19 protein-coding genes are annotated in these 19639 nt (G+C 54.1%); 12 read left to right on the top strand and 7 right to left on the bottom strand.

The genetic code is table 11. The features are described 5' to 3' along the window. Positions 1–66 precede the first annotated feature (66 nt). On the top strand, positions 67–393 hold the full coding sequence (gene hspQ / locus FAP39_RS11215) for a heat shock protein HspQ (RefSeq protein ID WP_138016491.1): 327 nt from the start codon (positions 67–69) through the stop codon (positions 391–393). 10 nt (positions 394–403) lie between these two features. Here hspQ and FAP39_RS11210 read toward each other — a convergent pair whose 3' ends face one another. The 4 genes from FAP39_RS11210 to FAP39_RS11195 are packed head-to-tail and all read right to left on the bottom strand — an operon-like array spanning position 404 to position 3229. Then, positions 404–793 (bottom strand): rhodanese-like domain-containing protein, encoded by a 390-nt coding sequence (locus FAP39_RS11210; protein WP_171006836.1) that lies wholly within the window; start codon positions 791–793, stop codon positions 404–406. Between the two features lies 1 nt (position 794). Next, positions 795–2372 carry a gamma-glutamyltransferase family protein gene (locus FAP39_RS11205; protein WP_138016489.1) on the bottom strand — a complete coding sequence of 526 codons (1578 nt, stop codon included), beginning with the start codon at positions 2370–2372 and terminating at the stop codon, positions 795–797. 33 nt (positions 2373–2405) lie between these two features. Beyond that, a complete protein-coding gene (locus FAP39_RS11200; RefSeq protein WP_138016488.1) occupies positions 2406–2858 on the bottom strand; it encodes an ATP-binding protein in 453 nt (150 codons plus the stop codon). Between the two features lie 41 nt (positions 2859–2899). After that, positions 2900–3229, bottom strand: a complete 330-nt coding sequence (locus FAP39_RS11195; protein ID WP_138016487.1) for an STAS domain-containing protein — start codon at positions 3227–3229, stop codon at positions 2900–2902. A 196-nt stretch (positions 3230–3425) separates the two neighbouring features. Here FAP39_RS11195 and FAP39_RS11190 point away from each other — a divergent pair, with 196 nt between their 5' ends. From FAP39_RS11190 to FAP39_RS11155, 8 genes are all read left to right on the top strand, one after another. Then, positions 3426–4598: a thiolase family protein gene (locus tag FAP39_RS11190; protein WP_138016486.1), complete on the top strand. Its 1173-nt coding sequence runs from the start codon at positions 3426–3428 to the stop codon at positions 4596–4598. An 81-nt stretch (positions 4599–4679) separates the two neighbouring features. After that, entirely contained in the window at positions 4680–5138 is a 459-nt protein-coding gene (locus tag FAP39_RS11185) for a GAF domain-containing protein (protein ID WP_138016485.1), read from the top strand. Positions 5139–5305: 167 nt separating this feature from the next. After that, a complete protein-coding gene (locus tag FAP39_RS11180) occupies positions 5306–5878 on the top strand; it encodes a helix-turn-helix domain-containing protein (protein WP_138016484.1) in 573 nt (190 codons plus the stop codon). A 10-nt stretch (positions 5879–5888) separates the two neighbouring features. Further along, positions 5889–6257: a GFA family protein gene (locus FAP39_RS11175; RefSeq protein ID WP_246059096.1), complete on the top strand. Its 369-nt coding sequence runs from the start codon at positions 5889–5891 to the stop codon at positions 6255–6257. Between the two features lie 13 nt (positions 6258–6270). After that, positions 6271–8718, top strand: coding sequence for a GcvT family protein (locus tag FAP39_RS11170; RefSeq protein WP_138016482.1), 2448 nt, complete (start codon positions 6271–6273; stop codon positions 8716–8718). 84 nt (positions 8719–8802) lie between these two features. Beyond that, positions 8803–9705, top strand: coding sequence for a homocysteine S-methyltransferase family protein (locus tag FAP39_RS11165; RefSeq protein WP_138016481.1), 903 nt, complete (start codon positions 8803–8805; stop codon positions 9703–9705). A gap of 50 nt (positions 9706–9755) precedes the next feature. Beyond that, complete coding sequence (locus FAP39_RS11160; protein ID WP_246059094.1) at positions 9756–10706, top strand: GlxA family transcriptional regulator; 951 nt, start codon at positions 9756–9758, stop codon at positions 10704–10706. 92 nt (positions 10707–10798) lie between these two features. Further along, positions 10799–13249 carry a GcvT family protein gene (locus FAP39_RS11155; RefSeq protein WP_138016479.1) on the top strand — a complete coding sequence of 817 codons (2451 nt, stop codon included), beginning with the start codon at positions 10799–10801 and terminating at the stop codon, positions 13247–13249. A gap of 73 nt (positions 13250–13322) precedes the next feature. Here the strand turns inward: FAP39_RS11155 and ald are convergent, their stop codons facing one another. Then, on the bottom strand, positions 13323–14441 hold the full coding sequence (gene ald, locus FAP39_RS11150; RefSeq protein WP_138016478.1) for an alanine dehydrogenase: 1119 nt from the start codon (positions 14439–14441) through the stop codon (positions 13323–13325). Positions 14442–14580: 139 nt separating this feature from the next. Between ald and FAP39_RS11145 the strand changes: the two genes are divergently transcribed. Beyond that, positions 14581–15039 carry an Lrp/AsnC family transcriptional regulator gene (locus tag FAP39_RS11145; RefSeq protein WP_138016477.1) on the top strand — a complete coding sequence of 153 codons (459 nt, stop codon included), beginning with the start codon at positions 14581–14583 and terminating at the stop codon, positions 15037–15039. An 11-nt stretch (positions 15040–15050) separates the two neighbouring features. Here the strand turns inward: FAP39_RS11145 and FAP39_RS11140 are convergent, their stop codons facing one another. Continuing rightward, a complete protein-coding gene (locus tag FAP39_RS11140) occupies positions 15051–16031 on the bottom strand; it encodes a P1 family peptidase (RefSeq protein WP_138016476.1) in 981 nt (326 codons plus the stop codon). Between the two features lie 222 nt (positions 16032–16253). On the opposite strand from FAP39_RS11140, the gene FAP39_RS11135 reads away from it, so the two are divergent. Beyond that, positions 16254–17462: an aminopeptidase P family protein gene (locus FAP39_RS11135; protein ID WP_138016475.1), complete on the top strand. Its 1209-nt coding sequence runs from the start codon at positions 16254–16256 to the stop codon at positions 17460–17462. A gap of 88 nt (positions 17463–17550) precedes the next feature. Here the strand turns inward: FAP39_RS11135 and FAP39_RS11130 are convergent, their stop codons facing one another. Further along, positions 17551–18327, bottom strand: a complete 777-nt coding sequence (locus FAP39_RS11130; protein ID WP_246059092.1) for an ion transporter — start codon at positions 18325–18327, stop codon at positions 17551–17553. 214 nt (positions 18328–18541) lie between these two features. On the opposite strand from FAP39_RS11130, the gene FAP39_RS11125 reads away from it, so the two are divergent. Continuing rightward, the gene (locus tag FAP39_RS11125; protein ID WP_171006835.1) at positions 18542–19618 is read left to right on the top strand and encodes a coiled-coil domain-containing protein; all 1077 of its coding nucleotides are present in this window, start codon (positions 18542–18544) and stop codon (positions 19616–19618) included. The last annotated feature ends 21 nt before the right edge of the window (positions 19619–19639 follow it).

The following is a 19639-nucleotide window of genomic DNA, read 5'->3' as shown; positions in this document are numbered from 1 at the left end:
TTGGCTGCCGGAATTGGACAAATGCCTCTTGAAAGGAGTAGCCTTGAGGGGTAGGGGCTGCAAGCTATGTTGAAGACACGTGCAAAATATCACCTTGGGCAAGTGGTTCGCCACAAAAAGCACCCTTTTCGTGGGGTGGTGTTTGATGTGGACCCAGAGTTCGCCAATACAGACGAATGGTATGACGCGATCCCGGAAGATAGCCGGCCACGTAAAGAACAGCCATTTTATCATTTGCTCGCCGAGAACGACCAAAGCTATTATGTGGCCTATGTCTCCGAGCAAAATTTGATTGCCGACTATTCCGGGGAACCGGTGGATCACCCCGATATTCCAGACCTGTTTGGGCCGTTTCAGGACGGGACGTATCCTTTACACTTCCAAATGAATTAGGCCCGCAAGATCAGGTTGTGGGTTCGATGTCGCGCCCTGCGGCCTTCCATGCGCCAAACCCACCGTCCATTTCGGCCACATTGCGCACGCCCATGTCCTGAAGTGTTTTGACCGCTAGGGACGACCGAAGTGCGCCAGCGCAGTACAATATCAGGGTCTTGTCAGTTGCCAATGCAGGTTTGTGGTAAGGGCTCTGAGGGTCTATCCAGAATTCGAGCATGCCACGCGGCGCATGAAACGCACCGGGAATCTTGCCTTCTCGGCTAAGTTCACGAGGGTCACGAATATCAACGAACAAGGCGGTGCCTGCCGCGACGTGATCAGCGGCGGCGTCCATGGATAGGGTTTCGATTTCCTCTTTTGCGTTTGCGACAAGGGTTTTGATGGGGGTAATTGTCATTTTAATATCCTATTGCACAGCCGTCTTTTCGGAAATCCGAGGCTCCAGTTAGCACACCTTTATCATCAATATGAATGGCTTGGGCACCCCCAATGGGTGTGTGTGGCTCTTCGAGGATATGCCCGAGGTCAGAGAGCGCTTGTTTTGTACGCGCTGAATATCCACGCTCGGTGCGCAGAACACCAGCGTCGGCAAAACATCTTGGTGTATCGATGGCGGATTGGGGATCCATGCCGAAATCAACCATATTGGAAATGAACCGTGCATGACCGCAGGGCTGATAGGCCCCGCCCATCACGCCAAATGGCATGGTGACGCGCCCACCTTGACGTAGCATGCCTGGAATAATGGTGTGCATCGGCCTTTTGCCACCTGCGAGTTCGTTCGGATGTCCGTCTGTCAGAGAAAATCCAGCACCGCGGTTGTGGAACAGTACACCGAATTTTTCGGATGCGATCCCAGATCCAAAGCCATGAAAAATTGAGTAAATCAGCGACACTGACATGCGATCACGGTCGACAACGGTGATATACACAGTGTCCTTATGAATGGCTTCGGTCAGTGCGGGTGCAGATGGCATCGCCTGTTGACGCGAAATAAGGGACGCGAGCTCTGCGGCGACATCGGTAGATAGCATACGCTCCAGATGTGTGGTGTGGTCTGTGTCGGCCAAAATGCGGTTGCGTGCATCATAAGCCAGTTTTGTGGCTTCTGCTTCAATGTGTGCTCGTTCAAATCCATTCGGGTCCATCGACGATATGTCGAAGTGTGACAGAACATTCAGCAATAACATCGCCGTTGCGCCTTGCCCGTTGGGAGGGTGCTCAAGCAACTCAACACCTTTGTATGTTGCGCTTATTGGGTGTGTCGCCGTGCCGCGAGTGTCTGCAAAGTCATCTAGATCATGTTGACCGCCGATCGCTTGCAACGTGGCAACCATATCCTCGGCGATTTCTCCGCTATAAAAGGCGTCACGCCCGTTCTTGGCGATTAGGCGCAAAACGTCTGCTTGGGTCGGGTTTCTAAAGACCTCGCCAACCTTTGGAACCTGCCCGTTATTCAAATAGAAGGTGCGTCCAGCACCCTGTAAAAATTGAGACGCCTCCTGCCAATCAAATGCAACCCGAGGCGCGACCGGTACACCATTTTCGGCATACTGTATGGCAGGGGCCAAAAGCGCGTCGAGACCCAGTTTGCCCCAGTCGGCCGCCAAAGTGCAAAAGGCATCGACCGAACCCGGAATTGTCACGGCATCTGCGGAATGTATGGGGACCGCGGCGAAACCGCTTTTGCGTAATGCTTGGGCCGACGCCCCAGCTGCTGCGCGACCAGAGCCGTTAAAACCATGTACGTCGTCAGTGCCAGCAGGTGAGAACAGGACAAAACAATCACCGCCAAGGCCAGCCATTTGCGGTTCGCAAATACCTAACAATACTGCGCCTGCAACTGCTGCATCCATCGCATTGCCGCCGCGTTTCAGAATGTCGATGGCGGTTTGGGCCGCCAACGGGTGAGATGTCGCGCACATGCCATTTTCTGCGAAAACGGCCGACCGCCCGGGTTGATGAAAATCGCGCATTCTGGCCTCTCGTGTCTGCCTTGCCTGAAAACCCTATTCGGAGAGGCTAGATTTGCCAATTGCCGGGAGAGTGAATTTCAAACAGTTTTTGTCCTGCCTGCGATGATACGTAATCCCAGAGGTCAGCAGATGTACCAATGCCCACCCAAACCCACCTTCGGGGAGGTTATCAAGCGTCGTATCGACGGGTGGTAGCCCTTTGTTGGGGATGCCTCCCCGTGGCATCGGTGTTCCATTGTCGCAAACCGTAAAGATTAAGCTCTCAAATGTGATTTCGCAGGTAATCTCGATACGGCCGTCCGCCTGATGGCGCGTTGCATGTTCAACAACATTGTTAAGCACTTCCCCGGCTACAATTTGAGCCGTGCCTACGTGGTTTTCAGAGATTGTGTTGTTCTCTAGAAACACACACAGATCGTTCAACGCCGTGCGTACGTTGCCTGGCGACGCCGAAAATACCAAGTTGAAGCAGGAGGTTTGTGGCATACCCTGTTCAATCCCTTTCGATATGTCCCGCCATTGTCACCTTAATGCGTAAATGCATCGGACAGGTCGCGATGGAGCTTAAAAACTGTGTCCATTCGCGTAAGACGGAACACCTTGTCGACATTGGGGTTCAGACCAGCCAAATCCAGCCGCCTATCAGTGCCCAACTGTTTCATGGCGGCGACGATTGCACCAAGCCCGCTTGAATCAATAAAATCGACTTGGGACAAATCCAAAATCACACGCGTTTCACCATTTTCTGTTTCTTCGCGCATGCGGTCTTTGAATTGGATGGCTACCGAAGCGTCGATACGCAACTCGTTGACTGAAACCACGAGGAACCCGTTTTCATGAGAGCTCGACAAATTCACATCATTCGCTTTCTGCTATTTCCTATTGCTGGAACCGTAAACCCAAAGTCTTACCAATCTGTATCTGCGCATAGGTATTTACGCGGGATGGACCTTTGTTGCGCCCCAGTCGAAAATGCCCTGAAATATCTATGCAAGGTTTGAGCCGCATTGATCCACACATTGGGTGCCCAATACCCGCAACCGGAGGAATACAATGAAGAATGTCGTCATCGCAGGGGCAGCACGGACACCGATGGGTGGTTTCCAAGGTGTGTTCGCCGGAGTTGAAGCATCCGTTCTTGGTGGTGCAGCCATTGAAGCAGCCCTAAAGGACGCGGGTGCAACAAGCGTCCAGGAAGTCGTGATGGGATGTGTTTTGCCTGCTGGGCAAGGTCAGGCGCCCGCACGTCAGGCTGGATTCGCCGGTGGTTTGGGCGAAGAGGTTCCGGCGACGACCCTGAACAAGATGTGTGGTTCGGGCATGAAAGCGGCGATGGTCGGCTTTGATCAGATCGCCCTTGGACATACTGACACGATGATTGCTGGTGGCATGGAAAGCATGACAAATGCCCCGTACATCTTGCCGAATATGCGCAACGGCGCACGTATTGGTCATCAGGCTGCGCAAGATCATATGTTCCTTGATGGGTTGGAAGATGCCTATGACAAGGGCCGCTTGATGGGCACGTTTGCGGAAGATTGCGCCGAGTCGTTCCAATTTACACGCGAAGCGCAGGATGAATACGCGCTCAAATCGCTTTCAAACGCCCTTGAAGCGCAAGAAAGCGGTGCGTTTGACGGCGAAATTGCACCCGTTACGATCAAGACCCGTAAGGGTGAGGTGACGTTTTCTTCAGACGAACAGCCGGCCAATGCGCGACCTGACAAAATTCCACAACTCAAGCCCGCCTTCCGCAAAGAGGGCACCGTCACCGCTGCAAACTCGTCGTCAATTTCGGACGGTGCGGCTGCATTGGTTCTGGCGTCTGAAGAGTATGCCAAAGACAATGGGCTTAATATCCGCGCACGTGTTGTGGGCCATGCCAGTCACGCACAAGCGCCAGCCCTTTTCACCACAGCCCCAGTACCTGCTGCACAAAAATTGCTCGAGACGATCGGCTGGACCAAAGACGATGTTGATCTGTGGGAAGTGAACGAAGCCTTTGCCGTTGTTCCTATGGCGTTCATGCATGAAATGGGTCTTGAGCGGGACAAGGTTAATGTGAACGGCGGTGCTTGCGCGCTGGGCCACCCGATTGGCGCATCCGGGGCACGTATCATGGTGACCTTGCTGAATGCCCTTGAGAAACGCGGCCTGAAACGTGGTGTTGCCGCCATTTGTATCGGGGGTGGCGAAGGTACTGCCATCGCGATCGAACGGGTTTAACCGCAAAGCGTGCAGCACGTATTGACCTGACTAAGTCGCTAGGGGCACATAGCTCCTAGCGTTTTTTATTTGGGGGGGCACGTGCCTGTAAATTATTCTGATCTGTCCCGTACTATTGCGGCTCTGACGGCTGGTGAAACTGACACAGTTGCGCTTATGGCGACGGTAGCTTGTGAAGTGCATCACAGTGATGCACGTTTCGATTGGACCGGGTTTTATCGTGTTGTCGCTCCTGAGTTGCTCAAGATCGGCCCTTATCAAGGGGGGCATGGTTGTTTGGTGATTCCCTTCTCTCGCGGCGTGTGTGGCGCTGCCGCACGGACACGAGAGGTACAGTTGGTAGCGGATGTAGATATGTTTTCAGATCACATCGCCTGTTCGTCAAGCACTCGGTCTGAACTTGTCCTGCCTGTGTGCAATCAAGCCGGTGATCTACTTGGCGTGTTTGATATAGACAGCGATCGGGTGGATGCTTTCACGCAAGAAGATGCTGAAAACATGTCGGAAATTCTTTCTGCGGTGTTTTCCAACGCGACCTAACCTCTGATACCCAATGCATGTGCAAGCCCTCGAGGGTGGCTGATCTCGTCGAGCGAGACCGGCACTCAAGAGGCAGATTTTGCGGGTGCGTGAAAAAAAGCTTGGAAATTTCATTTAGCTGAGGCATCGTGAAATTACGGGCAATAATTTCACGGACTCTCATAGTTATGTTTCATCAACCCCCAAAAGATCTCGAGACGTTAGGTGCGGATATGCGCGCGCTGCGCAAGTCGCGGGGGCTTACACTTGTCGACATGGCCGAAAGCCTTGGGCGTTCGGTGGGGTGGCTGAGCCAGGTTGAGCGCGACAAGTCAGAACCTTCGATTTCGGATTTGCGACAGATCGCCAAAGTTCTCGACGTGCCCATGTCGATGCTGTTCGGTCACTCAAGTGCGCCAGTCGCAGAGCAAGGGTACATCGTGCGGTCGGGCTCGCGCCGTCCCATGGGGTCTGGCGAAGAGGGGCTGATCGAAGAGCTATTGTCCCCCGACTTGACCGATGATTTCGAGATGGTGCATTCCACGTTTCAGCCGCATTCGGCAATGCAGGTCCCTGCCGATCGTCCAACCCAAGAAGTCGGATATATCGTGTCTGGCAGGTTGGATCTGCGTATTGGCGACCGCCAGTTTTCTGTGGGTCCGGGTGACAGCTTTCGTATCAAGCACGAACCGTATCAATGGTCCAATCCCTACGATGAACCAGCCGTGGCCGTTTGGGTCATTGCACCACCGGTATATTAAGGAGGCTGTCATGAAGGGATCATGCCTATGTGGCGATATCAGGTTTGAAACTGACGCTATACCGCAAGGGCCGTCGATGTGTCATTGCGGACAATGCCGCAAACAATCCGGTGGCGTATGGTCATCGGCCTATGTGGCAGAGGATGCCTTGGCGATACACGGGCCGGTTCGGTGGTTTGCGTCGAGCGCGACCGCGAAACGCGGCAGCTGCCCCACGTGCGGGTCCTTCCTGTTTTGGAAGGCCAACGATGAAGACACCATCAGCTTTTCTCTGGGAGCAGTGGATGGCCCAACAGGTTTAGCCCTGATCAAGCACATCTTTGTTGCCGAAAAAGGCGACTATTACGACATCGCGGACGGCGTACCGCAACGAGATTAATAAGGGAGTTACCATGTCTGATTTTCCAACCAAGGCCCGTGTGGTCATCATAGGTGGCGGCGTTGTTGGCTGCTCGACGCTGTATCATCTGGCTCAAAAGGGCTGGACGGATTGCGTTCTGTTGGAAAAGAACGAATTGACCGCTGGATCGACGTGGCACGCGGCTGGCAATGTGCCGACGTTCTCGACGTCTTGGTCGATCATGAACATGCAGCGCTATTCGACCGAATTGTACGCACGTTTGGGCGAAGAGGTTGATTACCCGATGAACTATCACCAGACCGGGTCTATCCGCCTAGCGCATACCAAAGAGCGCATGCAGGAATTTGAGCGCGCCTGTTCGATGGGGCGCTATCAAGGTATCGAGATGGAAATGTGGACCCCGGAAGAGGCCAAGAAACACTATCCATTCTTGGAAACACATGATCTGGAAGGTATCCTGTTCGATCCGTCGGATGGCGATATTGACCCCGCGCAGTTGACCCAAGCACTGGCCAAAGGTGCACGCGATATGGGGGCACAGATCATCCGGTTTTGCCCCTCAACCGGCGTGACCCAGCATGATGATGACACTTGGACTGTGCACACGGACAAGGGTGATATCGACTGTGACTACGTTGTGAATGCGGCTGGCTATTACGCACAGCGTGTGGGTGAATGGTTCAAACCCTATGGCGGCCGCACGGTCCCGATGATGGTCATGTCGCACCAGTATTTGCTGACGGAACAAATCCCCGAGGTCGAAGCTTGGTCCAAAGAGAATGGCAAAAAGCTGCCTTTGATCCGTGACGTCGACGTGTCCTACTACCTGCGTCAGGAGAAGAACGGCTATAACCTTGGTCCCTATGAACCGAACTGCAAAGGTCACTGGTTGACCGAAGACGACCAGATGCCGGATGATTTCTCGTTTCAGCTGTGGCAGGACGATCTGGACCGCATCGAAGACATCGTCACCGACGCGATGGAGCGTGTTCCATTGATGGCCACATCAGGCGTCAGCAGCGTCATCAATGGCCCAATTCCTTATGCACCAGATGGGTTGCCATTGATCGGCCCGATGCCCGGCGTGAAAAACGCATTCGAGGCATGTGTCTTTACCTTTGGCATTGCCCAAGGTGGCGGCGCAGGCAAGGTGATGGCCGAATGGATCATTGATGGCGGCACCGAGTGGGACATGTGGGCGGTCGATCCGCGTCGCTACACCGACTACACCGATCAGGATTACTGCGATCAGAAAGGCATGGAGGTTTACGGCAACGAGTACGCCATGCATTTCCCACATCACGAATGGCCAGCCGCGCGCGACAAAAAACTGTCGCCCGTGCATGCCAAGATCAAAAGTCTGGGCGGCGTGATGGGGGCCTATAACGGTTGGGAACGTGCGAATTGGTTTGCCAAAGAGGGCGACGACACATCCGAAGAATCCAGCCACACATGGGGGCGTTCGGGCCCATGGCAACAGCGTATCAAAGAAGAGTGCGAAGCGGTGCGCGATGGTGTCGGCGTTCTTGATCTGCCAGGGTTCTCGCGGTTCAATCTCGAAGGCGACGGAGCTGCGGAATTCTTGCGTGGTATGGTCACAGGTGGTCTGCCCAAAATTGGCCGGATGAACCTCGTGTACTTCTCGGATGATCGCGGTCGCATCCTGACAGAGATGTCCTGTATCCGTCACGGCGAAGATCATTTTACCATGATCACGGCCGGCGGAGCGCAATGGCATGACTTTGAAATCGTGCGCAATGCCTTGCCTGCAGGGGTGTCGTTGACCGACCACACCACCGAGTATGGCACCATGATTATCACGGGGCCAGCATCACGTGATTTGTTTGCGTCTATTTCGGATGCGGATTTGTCGCTGGGGTGGCTGACGCATCAAAAGGCCACTGTGGCGGGCAAACCGGCGTTTCTTGCACGGGTGTCGTATGCGGGGGAACTGGGCTGGGAAGTCCATTGTGCCAATGCTGATCAGGATGTGATCTATGCAGCGGTGATTGAGGGGGGCGCAGTTCCATTTGGCATGTATGCGCTGAACTCGCTGCGGATCGAAAAAGGATATCGGACGTGGAAGGGTGACCTTAGCACGGATTATTCGTTGCTCGAAGGGGGCCTTGGCCGGTTTGTCAAACTGGACAAACCTCAGGATTTCCGTGGCAAGGCCGCGATTCAGGCCGAAAAGCAGCAAGGTGTAAAGAAATCCTTTGTGACCTTGTTGGTGGACGCTGGCGATGCGGACGCGCCTTACATGTCCTGTATCTGGAGCGGTGACGAGATCGTCGGAGAAACCACTTCGGGTGATTGGGGGTATCGTGTGAATGCGTCGATTGCGCTGGGCATGGTTCGGGCTGATTTGGCGACACCAGGCACTGAACTGAGTGTCGAGATATATGGCCAGAAATGCCGTGCCGTGGTTCAAGAGGATCAACCACTTTGGGATCCCCAGAACGAGCGCTTACGGGCCTAAACATCTCGTACAAACAGGCATGTTCCTTTGACATGGGGGCATGCCGATCGATGCGCGGACCAGAAGACACAAGTGAGGTGGGAAATGACTGGTATCACACTGTTGGGCGGCTCTGTTGGGCAAGAGATTGTCATGCGATCAAGCATGCCCGCAACGCCTCTTTGGTCGACATCCGTGATGATGGAGACCCCGGAAATCGTGGGCCAAGTGCATTCGGATTACTTCGATGCGGGCGCAACGGTGGCGACGACGAACACCTACGCCGTGCATCGGGACAGGTTGGCTCCGGTACATCTTGAGCCGGCTTTCGAGCGCTTGATCGAAACTGCGCTTGAGCAAGCAGAACGAGCTGTGAGCGCCCATCCGCAGAGTACTGCGCGTATTGCTGGTTCGCTTGGCCCGTTGGGGGCGTCCTATCGTCCAGATATCTGCCCGCCAGCCGATCAAGCGCGGGGCTTGTATGCCGAATTGGTTCGCTTGATGCAGGATCGTGTCGATTTCTTTATCATCGAAACCGTGGCCTCGATTGAGCACGCCAAGGGCGCGTTGTTGGGCGCTGCGGACACGACCAAGCCCGTGTGGCTGGCGGTCTCAGTTCAGGATGAGGACGGCACGCGCCTGAGATCTGGCGAACCCCTGCAGGATTTGTCGGAGGTCATAGAAAAGTTCGCACCCGATGCGGTGTTGGTCAATTGCTCGCGACCCGAAGTTGTGCTGTCAGCCCTTGAGGTGGTGGCGCAATTTGGCAAGCCGTTTGGGGCGTACGCCAACGGCTTTACGCAGATTTCGGATGCATTTCTTCAGGACAGACCAACTGTTGATGCATTGACGGCAAGGGATGATCTTGCGCCAGATGCCTACGCCGACTTTGTGATGACGTGGATCGAACAAGGTGCGACGATCGTGGGGGGGTGTTGCGAAATTGGCCCTGCACATATCGCCGAGATGGCGCGCCGAATTGTGGCGTCCGGCTATACTGTAGTGTAGCGATGGGGGTGCTCTTCACGGAAACAGGCCCGACCGCACATGCGCATACCGTGCGTATTGATCTCTTGCTGGCTGATGACTTTGTATTGACCGAAGTTGCCGGAATCGTTGACGTGTTGATGATCGCAAATCGCGTCAGCGTCAAAACCGTCTTTGAGTGGCGCTACCTGTCGTTGACGGGCGGCATTAAGCACAGCAGAACTGGCGTGATGATCGACACACATCCCATCGGCCCGCGTCCGGATGTCGAGTATTTGTTCGTGTTGGGCAATTCGGATCCGCATAATATCGCCCTAAGTGTCCGGCAGCACGTATCGAATTATACATTTCGAAATGCCCAAGTTTTTCTGCTTGCAGAGGCCGCGAGCCGCTATATCCGCGAAGCAGGTGATGAGGCAGGTGCCCACACCACCCACTGGGAAAACTCTGCCATGATGCAAGAAGGTCAAGGTGTGCATCAGCTTCGCGGGGCTTTGGCGGTACAGGATGGGGCGGTCGTGACATGCGCTGGTATGGAGGCGACGGTGGACGTGACGCTTGGCTTGATCGGGAGGTACGTATCGGCTGCTGCCAAGATGACCGTTGCAGACATTTTGCTACATGAAAAAATTCGGGACTTTGGTACTCAGCAACCGTTTGGCGGTGCAGGGATCGCGCAAACCGGAGATCCGGAGTTGGACATGTGTCTGGAGTTGATGCAGGCAAATATCGAAGAGCCGTTGCCGATCAATGAGCTGGTGCGGGTTTTGGGAATGTCAAACCGGTCTCTTGAGCGAAAGTTCAGAATGATTTTGGGTACGACGCCAAATACGTATTATCGTGAAATGCGTTTGAGCCGCGCAAATAACTTGTTGCTGAATACGACATTGAGCATTCGAGAGATTGGTTTGGCCTGTGGTTTTGGCGGGGGGTTTTCGGGGCTTTATAAGCGATTTTTTGGTGTCACGCCGTTAGCTGTCAGAAAACAGCATCGCGTGGGGCGCCCCAAAAGCAGGGCATAGAGTGATTTTGACCGATCCTGTGACGCATATTGCACATTTTGCGTTGAAAGGGTGTGTCACGGTCGCAATAACTTAGGATTCTGGAGAAAGTTATGGCGGATCTTCCTTCCAAGGCCCGTGTGGTCATTATCGGCGGTGGCGTAATCGGATGTTCGGTTGCCTATCATCTTACCAAATTGGGTTGGAAAGATGTGGTGTTACTAGAACGCAAGCAACTGACCAGTGGCACGACGTGGCACGCGGCGGGGCTGATCGCGCAACTTCGCGCTACTGCGAATATGACCAAGCTGGCCAAGTATTCTCAGGAACTTTATGGAGCTCTTGAACAGGAAACAGGTGTTGCGACTGGCTTCAAGCGTGTTGGGTCCATCACGGTTGCACTGACTGAAGAACGCAAAGAAGAGATTTTCCGCCAAGCAGCCATGGCGCGCGCTTTTGGTGTGGATGTCGAAGAAATTTCGCCCGCTGAAGTCAAAGCGAAATATGAGCATCTCAATATCGACGGCGTTGTCGGGGGCGTGTTTCTTGACAAAGACGGGCAGGGGGATCCTGCCAATATTGCATTGGCATTGGCCAAAGGGGCGCGCCAACGTGGTGCGCTTGTTAAGGAACGCACCAAGGTACAGAATATCACCAGATCGGGCCGAAAAGTCACCGGTGTGGATTGGGTGTCGGATGATGGTGCTGATCAGGGGCATATCGCTTGTGACATGATCGTGAACTGTGCTGGCATGTGGGGGCACGAAGTTGGCCGCATGGCCGGTGTGAATGTGCCGCTGCATGCCTGCGAGCATTTCTACATCGTCTCTGAGCCAATTGCGGGTTTGAGCCAGATGCCGGTTCTGCGTGTGCCAGATGAATGCGCATATTACAAAGAAGATGCAGGCAAAATGATGCTCGGCGCGTTCGAACCAAACGCCAAACCTTGGGCCATGAACGGCATCCCGGATACATTCGAATTTGATCAGCTGCCCGAAGATTTCGACCACTTTGAGCCGATTCTGGAACATGCCGTGAACCGCTTGCCGATGCTTGGTGAGGCGGGCATTCACACGTTCTTTAATGGTCCTGAATCGTTCACACCGGATGACGCCTATCATTTGGGGTTGGCCCCGGAAATGGACAACGTTTGGGTCGCTGCGGGCTTTAACTCGATCGGGATTCAATCTGCGGGTGGGGCAGGCATGGCCTTGGCGCAATGGATGGACGATGGCCAAAAACCTTTCGACCTTGGGGACGTGGATGTCAGCCGCATGCAGCCGTTCCAAGGCAACAAAACATATCTGTTCGAGCGCTCAAAAGAAACACTGGGCTTGCTGTATGCGGATCATTTCCCGTATCGCCAAAAGGCGACCGCCCGCGGCATTCGGCGTACGCCGTTTCATCATCAGCTGTTAGAGCAAGGCGCGGTCATGGGCGAATTGGCCGGATGGGAACGGGCCAATTGGTTTGCCAACGCGGGCCAAGAACGCGCGTATGAATACACGTGGAAACGGCAAAACTGGTTCGAAAATTCTGCAGCCGAGCATCGTGCCGTGCGTGAAAACGTGGGCATGTATGACATGTCGTCGTTTGGTAAAATCCGCGTCGAGGGCCCAGATGCCGAAGCGTTTTTGAACTATGTTGGGGGCGGTGACTATTCCGTGCCGAACGGCAAGATTGTGTACACTCAGTTTCTCAACTCACGCGGGGGGATTGAGGCGGATGTAACGGTGACGCGGTTGACCGAGACATCCTATCTTGTGGTGACGCCTGCGGCGACGCGGTTGGCGGATCAAACATGGATGCAGCGCCATGTCGGTGACTTCCGCGTGGTCATTACCGATGTCACATCTGGCGAGGGTGTGCTGGCGATCATGGGGCCAAATGCACGCACTTTGTTGGAAAAGGTCTCGCCAGCGGATTTTGGGAACGTGAAGAACCCGTTTGGCACGGCACAAGACATCGAGCTGGGTATGGGGCTCGCTCGGGCGCATCGTGTGACCTATGTCGGCGAACTTGGATGGGAGATTTATGTCAGTTCGGATATGGCTGGGCATGCGTTTGAGACGCTGCATCAGGCCGGACAGGATATGGGGCTTAAGCTGTGCGGCATGCACATGATGGACAGCTGCCGCATTGAAAAAGGCTTCCGACATTTCGGACATGACATTACGTGCGAGGATAATGTCGTCGATGCGGGGCTCGGCTTTGCGGTGAAAACGTCCAAGGCAGACTTTATTGGGCGCGATGCCGTGCTTGAACGTAAAGAAACCGGCCCGCAATCGCGGATGGTTCAGTTTCTGCTGACTGATCCTGAACCACTTTTGTATCACAATGAGCCGATCCTCAGAGATGGTGAAATCGTGGGATACCTCAGCTCTGGAAACTATGGGCACACTTTGGGCGGGGCCGTCGGTTTGGGGTATGTCCCCTGCGCCGACCAAAGCGCCGCCGAGGTTCTGGCATCAACCTATGAGATCGACGTGATGGGCACACGCGTTCCCGCACAGGTGTCGCTCAAGCCGATGTATGATCCTAAATCGGAACGCGTAAAGGTCTAATAGAATTTGGTCGACGCGCAAAAAAAGGCCGCCAAATCGCAGGATGCGACTGGCGGCCGATTTGGTTTTGTCTTTATGCCTTGAGAGCAAGCTCTGGAGATAGAACATCCATGCCCAGAGCTGTGCCAACGGCATCATATGTCAGCTGTCCAGCATGCACATTCAGACCATTCAACAGATGCGGGTCATCTTGGCACGCTTGACGCCAGCCCTTGTTCGCAAGGTTCAGCATGAAAGGCAGGGTGGCGTTGCCGAGCGCTTGCGTTGATGTCCGCGCAACCGCGCCAGGCATGTTCGCAACGCAATAGTGCATGACGCCGTCTACTTCATAGATTGGATCAGCGTGGGTTGTTGCCTTGGAGGTTTCGAAACAACCGCCTTGGTCAATGGCCACGTCTACAAGCGCCGCCCCCGGTTTCATTTCCGAAAGCTGGGCACGTGAAATCAGTTTCGGGGCTGCTGCTCCGGGAATGAGAACTGCGCCAATCACCAAATCTGCCTCACGCACCAGCTCGGCAGTTGCCCCAGCTGTTGAGTATTGGTTCTTGAACGTGCCGCCGAATACGTCGTCGAGATATCTGAGGCGCGGCAAAGACCGGTCCAGTACGGTGACATCTGCCCCCATACCAGCCGCGATTTTGGCTGCGTGTGTGCCGACGACACCGCCGCCGATGACCACAACTTTTGCAGGGGCCACACCGGGTACGCCGCCCATCAGAACGCCGCGTCCGCCGTTCGCCTTTTGCAACGTCCATGCCCCAACCTGTGGTGCAAGGCGTCCTGCGACTTCGGACATCGGTGCCAAAAGCGGAAGGCCGCCACGATCGTCCGTGACTGTCTCATACGCAATCGCAGTACAACCGCTGTCCAACAGATCCTGCGTTTGTGCGCGGTCGGGGGCCAAGTGAAGATAGGTGAACAACAACTGGCCTTCGCGCAACATCTTGCGTTCGCCAGCTTGCGGTTCTTTGACTTTTACAATCATGTCCGCCATTGCAAAAATCTCTTCTGCGGTGGCGATGATTTTGGCACCGGCTGCTTCATAGTCAGCGTCGGTAAAACCTGCCCCCAGACCAGCACCTTTTTGAATAAGGGCTGTGTGGCCATGGTTTGTGGCCTCGCGTGCCGCATCTGGTGTCATGCCGACACGGAACTCTTGTGGTTTGATCTCGGTTGGGCATCCGATTTTCATCTGCGTATCCTTTGTGAATTTCCTAAGATCAGTTTCATCCGGGACGGATCGAATGTGCTGCATTTTTAGGCAGAATAAAAACATGCATTTCGAAGATTCTTCGAATATATTGATCTTGTGAGCAAGGAGTTGTTAAGAAATGTCGCTTGATGAAACGGATCGCCGGATTCTAAGAGCTGTTCAGAAGACAGGACGCATCTCGAATGCGGATTTGTCAGAGCATGTCAATCTGTCGGCGTCGGCGTGTCACCGCCGTGTGCAGAGACTGGAAACTGATGGGTACATACGGGACTATGTTGCACTTCTAGACGCGCGCAAGATGAACGTTCCATCTACGGTTTTTGTGGAAATCCGTTTGTCTGGTCAAGCGGATGAAACCTTGGAGGCGTTTGAAAAAGCGGTGGCACGTATACCTGATGTGTTGGAATGTCACTTGATGGCAGGCACTGCTGACTACTTGTTAAAGGTCGTCTCGGAAAATACCGATGATTTTGCCCGCATTCACCGTCAACATCTTGCGCGTCTGCCGGGGGTATTACAGATGCAATCGTCGTTTGCCCTTAGAACAGTATTTAAAACAACAGCGTTGCCAGTTTAGAAGCGTTCCGTTCAAGTTTGTAGTTGTTGATAGCAAGGCAATGTATCACCCAGCTCGGGTGTGGCGTGATACACCGCGCGCGCAATGGCGCGTGCAAGGCATGTTGCCGCCGCGTGCCCCAGCCAGAGCGTGTCGGCCGTCGGATCCGTGAGCGGACTGGCCGATGTCGAAACCCCAAAGATCAAATCACCGTCCATCGGTGTATGGGATGGCACAATGGCGCGCGCCATGCCGTCATGGGCTGCTGTTGCCAAGCGTGTGCACTGTGCTTGATCCAAAAGGGCGTCCGTGGCGACGATTGCAATGGTTGTGTTCTGCGCCGAAAGCTTTGTTGGAGGGAGGTCTGTTGGCACATTCGCCGCAATACCTTTGCCACCAAATTCAGAGTTTTTCTCCCATGGGGCGGCCCAGAAATGGGTGTTGTCGACGGTTGCACCGCCCAGAGCATTCACCGCGACAAGGGCCCCAACCGTGTGCCCAGACGGCAAGACCGCCGATGCAGAGCCAAGCCCGCCTTTCATCGTGGCCAGTGTCGCGCCGACACCAGCGCCGTATGTGCCAAGGTCAAAGTGTCGGCCGACGTCTGCCAAGGCCCGCGCGCCCAGAGACGCATATGGTGGTATGCTCCACGTTTTGTCCCCACCGTTCAACAGGTCAAACAAGATGGCGGCCGGAACGATCGGCACGGTTTGCTCTCCTACGGAGAACCCGCGTCCTTGGGTACGCAGAGCATTTGCAACTCCTGATGCGGCCTCGAGGCCAAACGCCGATCCACCTGACAGTACCAACGCATCGACTTGCTGAACCGTTTTGTCCGGCGCCAAAAGATCTGTTTCACGCGTGCCGGGTGCGCCGCCCATGACGTGGACGCCAGCGGTGAACGGTGCATCCGCGGTTAGGACGGTCGTGCCGGTCTTGCACAATGGATCAGATGCATTTCCTACCAAAAGTCCTGCGACATCTGTGATTAAGTTCAAGGGACCTGGCCGCATGGTTTGTTTCTATCCTATTTGAGCACCTCTGCAGGGTATCGGGAACGGACGTGTTCGCACAGCAATTTACGCCCCATCGCAAAAACTTCTTGAAATCTGGTGTGCGACTCGTGCAAGACTTTGCCAGCAATGGCGATGGCGTCGCCACATTCCGAACGCGATGGAATGCGCTTATATCCTTTACAGTCCTGAACGCCGGGACCTCTTTTATCGGAGGTCAAAATGACTGCACGTCCAGAATACTATCGTTTCCACAATGGCGAGAAAGCTCGTCTGCAATTTGAAAACTCGGAATACGCCGCGCGTGTTGCCGGACTGCGTCAGATCATGGCGGACGCAGGGGTCGGTGCTGCGGTGCTGACGTCGATGCACAATGTGTCTTACTACTCTGGCTTTACGTATTGTGCGTTTGGGCGCCCCTATGCGGTTGTGGTAACACCAACCGAGTGCGTCACAATTTCCGCAGGGATTGATGCGGGGCAACCTTGGCGCCGCAGCTATGGTGACAATATCACCTATACAGATTGGCAGCGCGACAACTATTGGCGGGCAATCCGCTCGATCACGGGCGAAGGTATTGCGATCGGCTACGAAGGTGACCACCTGACCTTGCTTCAAAAAAGCAAGCTGGATGGGTTTCTTAACCCCGCGCCTGCTGTGGATATTGCTGACCTTACGATGCGTCAGCGTATGCACAAATCGGCCGCTGAGATTGTCCTTATTCGCGAAGCAGCCCGTGTTGCCGATGTGGGTGGCTATGCCATTCGCGACGCGGTCAAGGCAGGTGTGCGCGAAATAGATGTAGCTATGGCCGGACGTGATGCCATGGAAGCCGAAATTGCCAAGGCATTTCCGGACGCTGAATACCGCGATACTTGGGTTTGGTTCCAATCCGGTATCAACACGGATGGTGCGCACAATCCGGTTACGTCGCGTGTGCTCGAGCGCGGCGATATTCTGTCACTGAACACGTTCCCGATGATTTCTGGGTACTACACGGCGCTTGAGCGCACGATGTTTGTACAAGAAGTCGATGCGGCAAGCCTGCGTCTTTGGGAGGCGAATGTCGCGGCACATGAGTATGGTATGTCCTTGCTTAAGCCGGGCGCAAGCTGTTCTGAAGTCACGCACAAAATCAACGCATTCTTCGAAGAGCGTGATTTGTTGCAATACCGGACATTTGGCTATGGCCATTCGTTTGGCGTGTTGTCGCATTATTATGGCCGCGAAGCGGGGCTTGAGTTGCGCGAGGATATCGACACCGTGCTAGAGCCTGGCATGGTGATCTCGATGGAGCCAATGTTGACTGTTGCCGATGACCAACCTGGTGCCGGCGGGTACCGCGAGCATGATATTCTGGTGATCACCGAGGATGGTAATGACAATATTACCGGCTATCCTTACGGTCCGGAATTCAACGTCGTCGGATAGGTCCCAGCATACCAAAGCCAATTGAAAGCGGGCCTTTTCATCTGTGGAAAGGCCCGTTTTGCAATATGTGTCTGTGCGTTCGAGATGTCTATTTGGGGGTGTCGGCTTGCGTGAGGTGGCGTTCGATGACTTCGAGGCGGGCCAGAACTTCGTCCCGATAGGTATCTGTACGTGCGACGTCTTCTTCGTGATGCGCGTCTTGCATTGAATTGACGATCAGACCGACCAAAAGGTTCACGACCGCAAACGTGGTCAGCAGGATGAACGGCACAAAGAACGCCCATGCATGTGGGTACACATCCATCACCGGGCGCACAATTCCCATAGACCAGCTTTCAAGTGTCATGATCTGGAACAACGAATATGCAGACCGCCCGAGGTCGCCAAACCATTCTGGGAATGCACCGCCAAACAGCTTTGTTGCCATGACTGCACCGATATAAAAGATCAGCGCCATCAAAAGAAATACGCTGCCCATGCCCGGCAATGCGGTGATAAAGCCTTCGACGACGCGGCGCAAACGTGGCGCGGTCGAAATGACCCGCAACACCCGCAATATTCGCAAGGCGCGCAAAACTTGAAATCCCCCTGCGGCTGGGACAAGGGCGATGCCGACAATCACAATATCAAATAGGTTCCAACCGTTGCGAAAGAACCCGAGGGGGCGCGCATAGAGTTTAAGCAAGATTTCGATCACGAAAATGGTCAGACAAGCTTGATCCAGAAACAGCACAATCCCACCAAAGCGATCCATGATCATTGGCGAGGTTTCCATGCCCAGAAGAATCGCGTTGAACACAATGATAGCGACAATGGTGTTTAAGAAAATGGGACTGTCGACAAGGCGCTTAACAAACTGATGCACAGGGAATTCCTCTTGAATTTCGTTTGATATGGCGAGTTGCCAAAGCCAGAGCAAGGTCTGTTGGGCGAATATTAGCGAACAACCTGCTGAAGTTGGGGTTCCCATATTTGCGCGCATTTGCGACAATTAGAAAAATTTAGGGGGTTTCGGTGATGTAAATCATGTTTACATCACCATATGAAGTCCAAGGTATTGTCTAGTAGCGGAGATTCTTATGTCAAATTTTGATGCACAGGTGCGCGAGTCCCAAGAGCAGGTGGCTGCTGCACAGGCCAAAATTTCGGAGCTGACGGGGCGGATCGAAACGGCGCGAAGCAAACTCAAATCTGGCGACGATGCGTCGATTGATATTGAAAATGCGACGTTGGAAGATGTGCATGCCCATACCGACGTCATGAATGCCAATATTGCCGAACTTATCATGGGGCTAGACGATGTTACGGCGGCCTTCTCAAAAGACTTTGAAGAGATGCGAGATAAAACCGGGTGGGAAACCTTTGTCGGAGTTTTCAGTCGTGGAAAATCAGAGTCCATGCGCCAAGAGCGTATCAAGACCGCAAATATTGATGACAAACTGCAAGATCTGATCGCGAAATCCGATGTCATCACCCAGTTGCTTGAAGGGCAGCTTTTGGTGCTGAATGAACAAAAAGAAAAGGTTGAAACCAATCTTTCGGAAACTCTGGATGAACGCGAAATCACAGTACAAGACCTTGAGCGGGTCAAAGATGAAATTCGCGCGCTGGATCCAGAAATCATTGCGCTGGAGAATAAGATTGCGGTTGAACAGGACGCAGCAGCCCGCACATCTCTCGAGACAGAGCTGGCTGATCTGAATACCAAGTACAACGCTTTGGTTCAGAGCGAGCAGGTCAGTCTGGCAAAGTCGCAGACGTTGGAGCGCTATATCGAAAAGGGCAAAACGTGGATCGACAGCTTGCAAAACCAAGCGGCCACTCAGATGGTTCTGATTAACAAATTACAGACAGACACCAAACAACGTGTGGTGCTGTACGATGCGCTTTCTAAATCTTTGAAAACGGCGCAACAGCAAGATGTGGCACACCGGATCAACGAAATTGGGGTCGCAACAGACAAAGAGGCCCAAGCCAGCATGGCCGCGATTGGGACAGCCACCAATCAGCGCATGGCCGATATGATGGAAAAACACGAAGAGCACATGGTCTTCGCACGCGACGTTCTCGAGGCCAAAGCCAAAGCGGATGAGCGGTTCGCGCGGCGCTTTGAAAAGATCGTCGAGAAACATGACAAAAATCTGTATGGCGCCTGAATGCCCCGACATCGAGGCGAT

It is taken from the genome of Shimia litoralis (genome assembly GCF_005518135.1).
GTDB lineage: Bacteria > Pseudomonadota > Alphaproteobacteria > Rhodobacterales > Rhodobacteraceae > Shimia_E > Shimia_E litoralis.
This window is presented reverse-complemented; position numbering and strand designations above follow the sequence as displayed.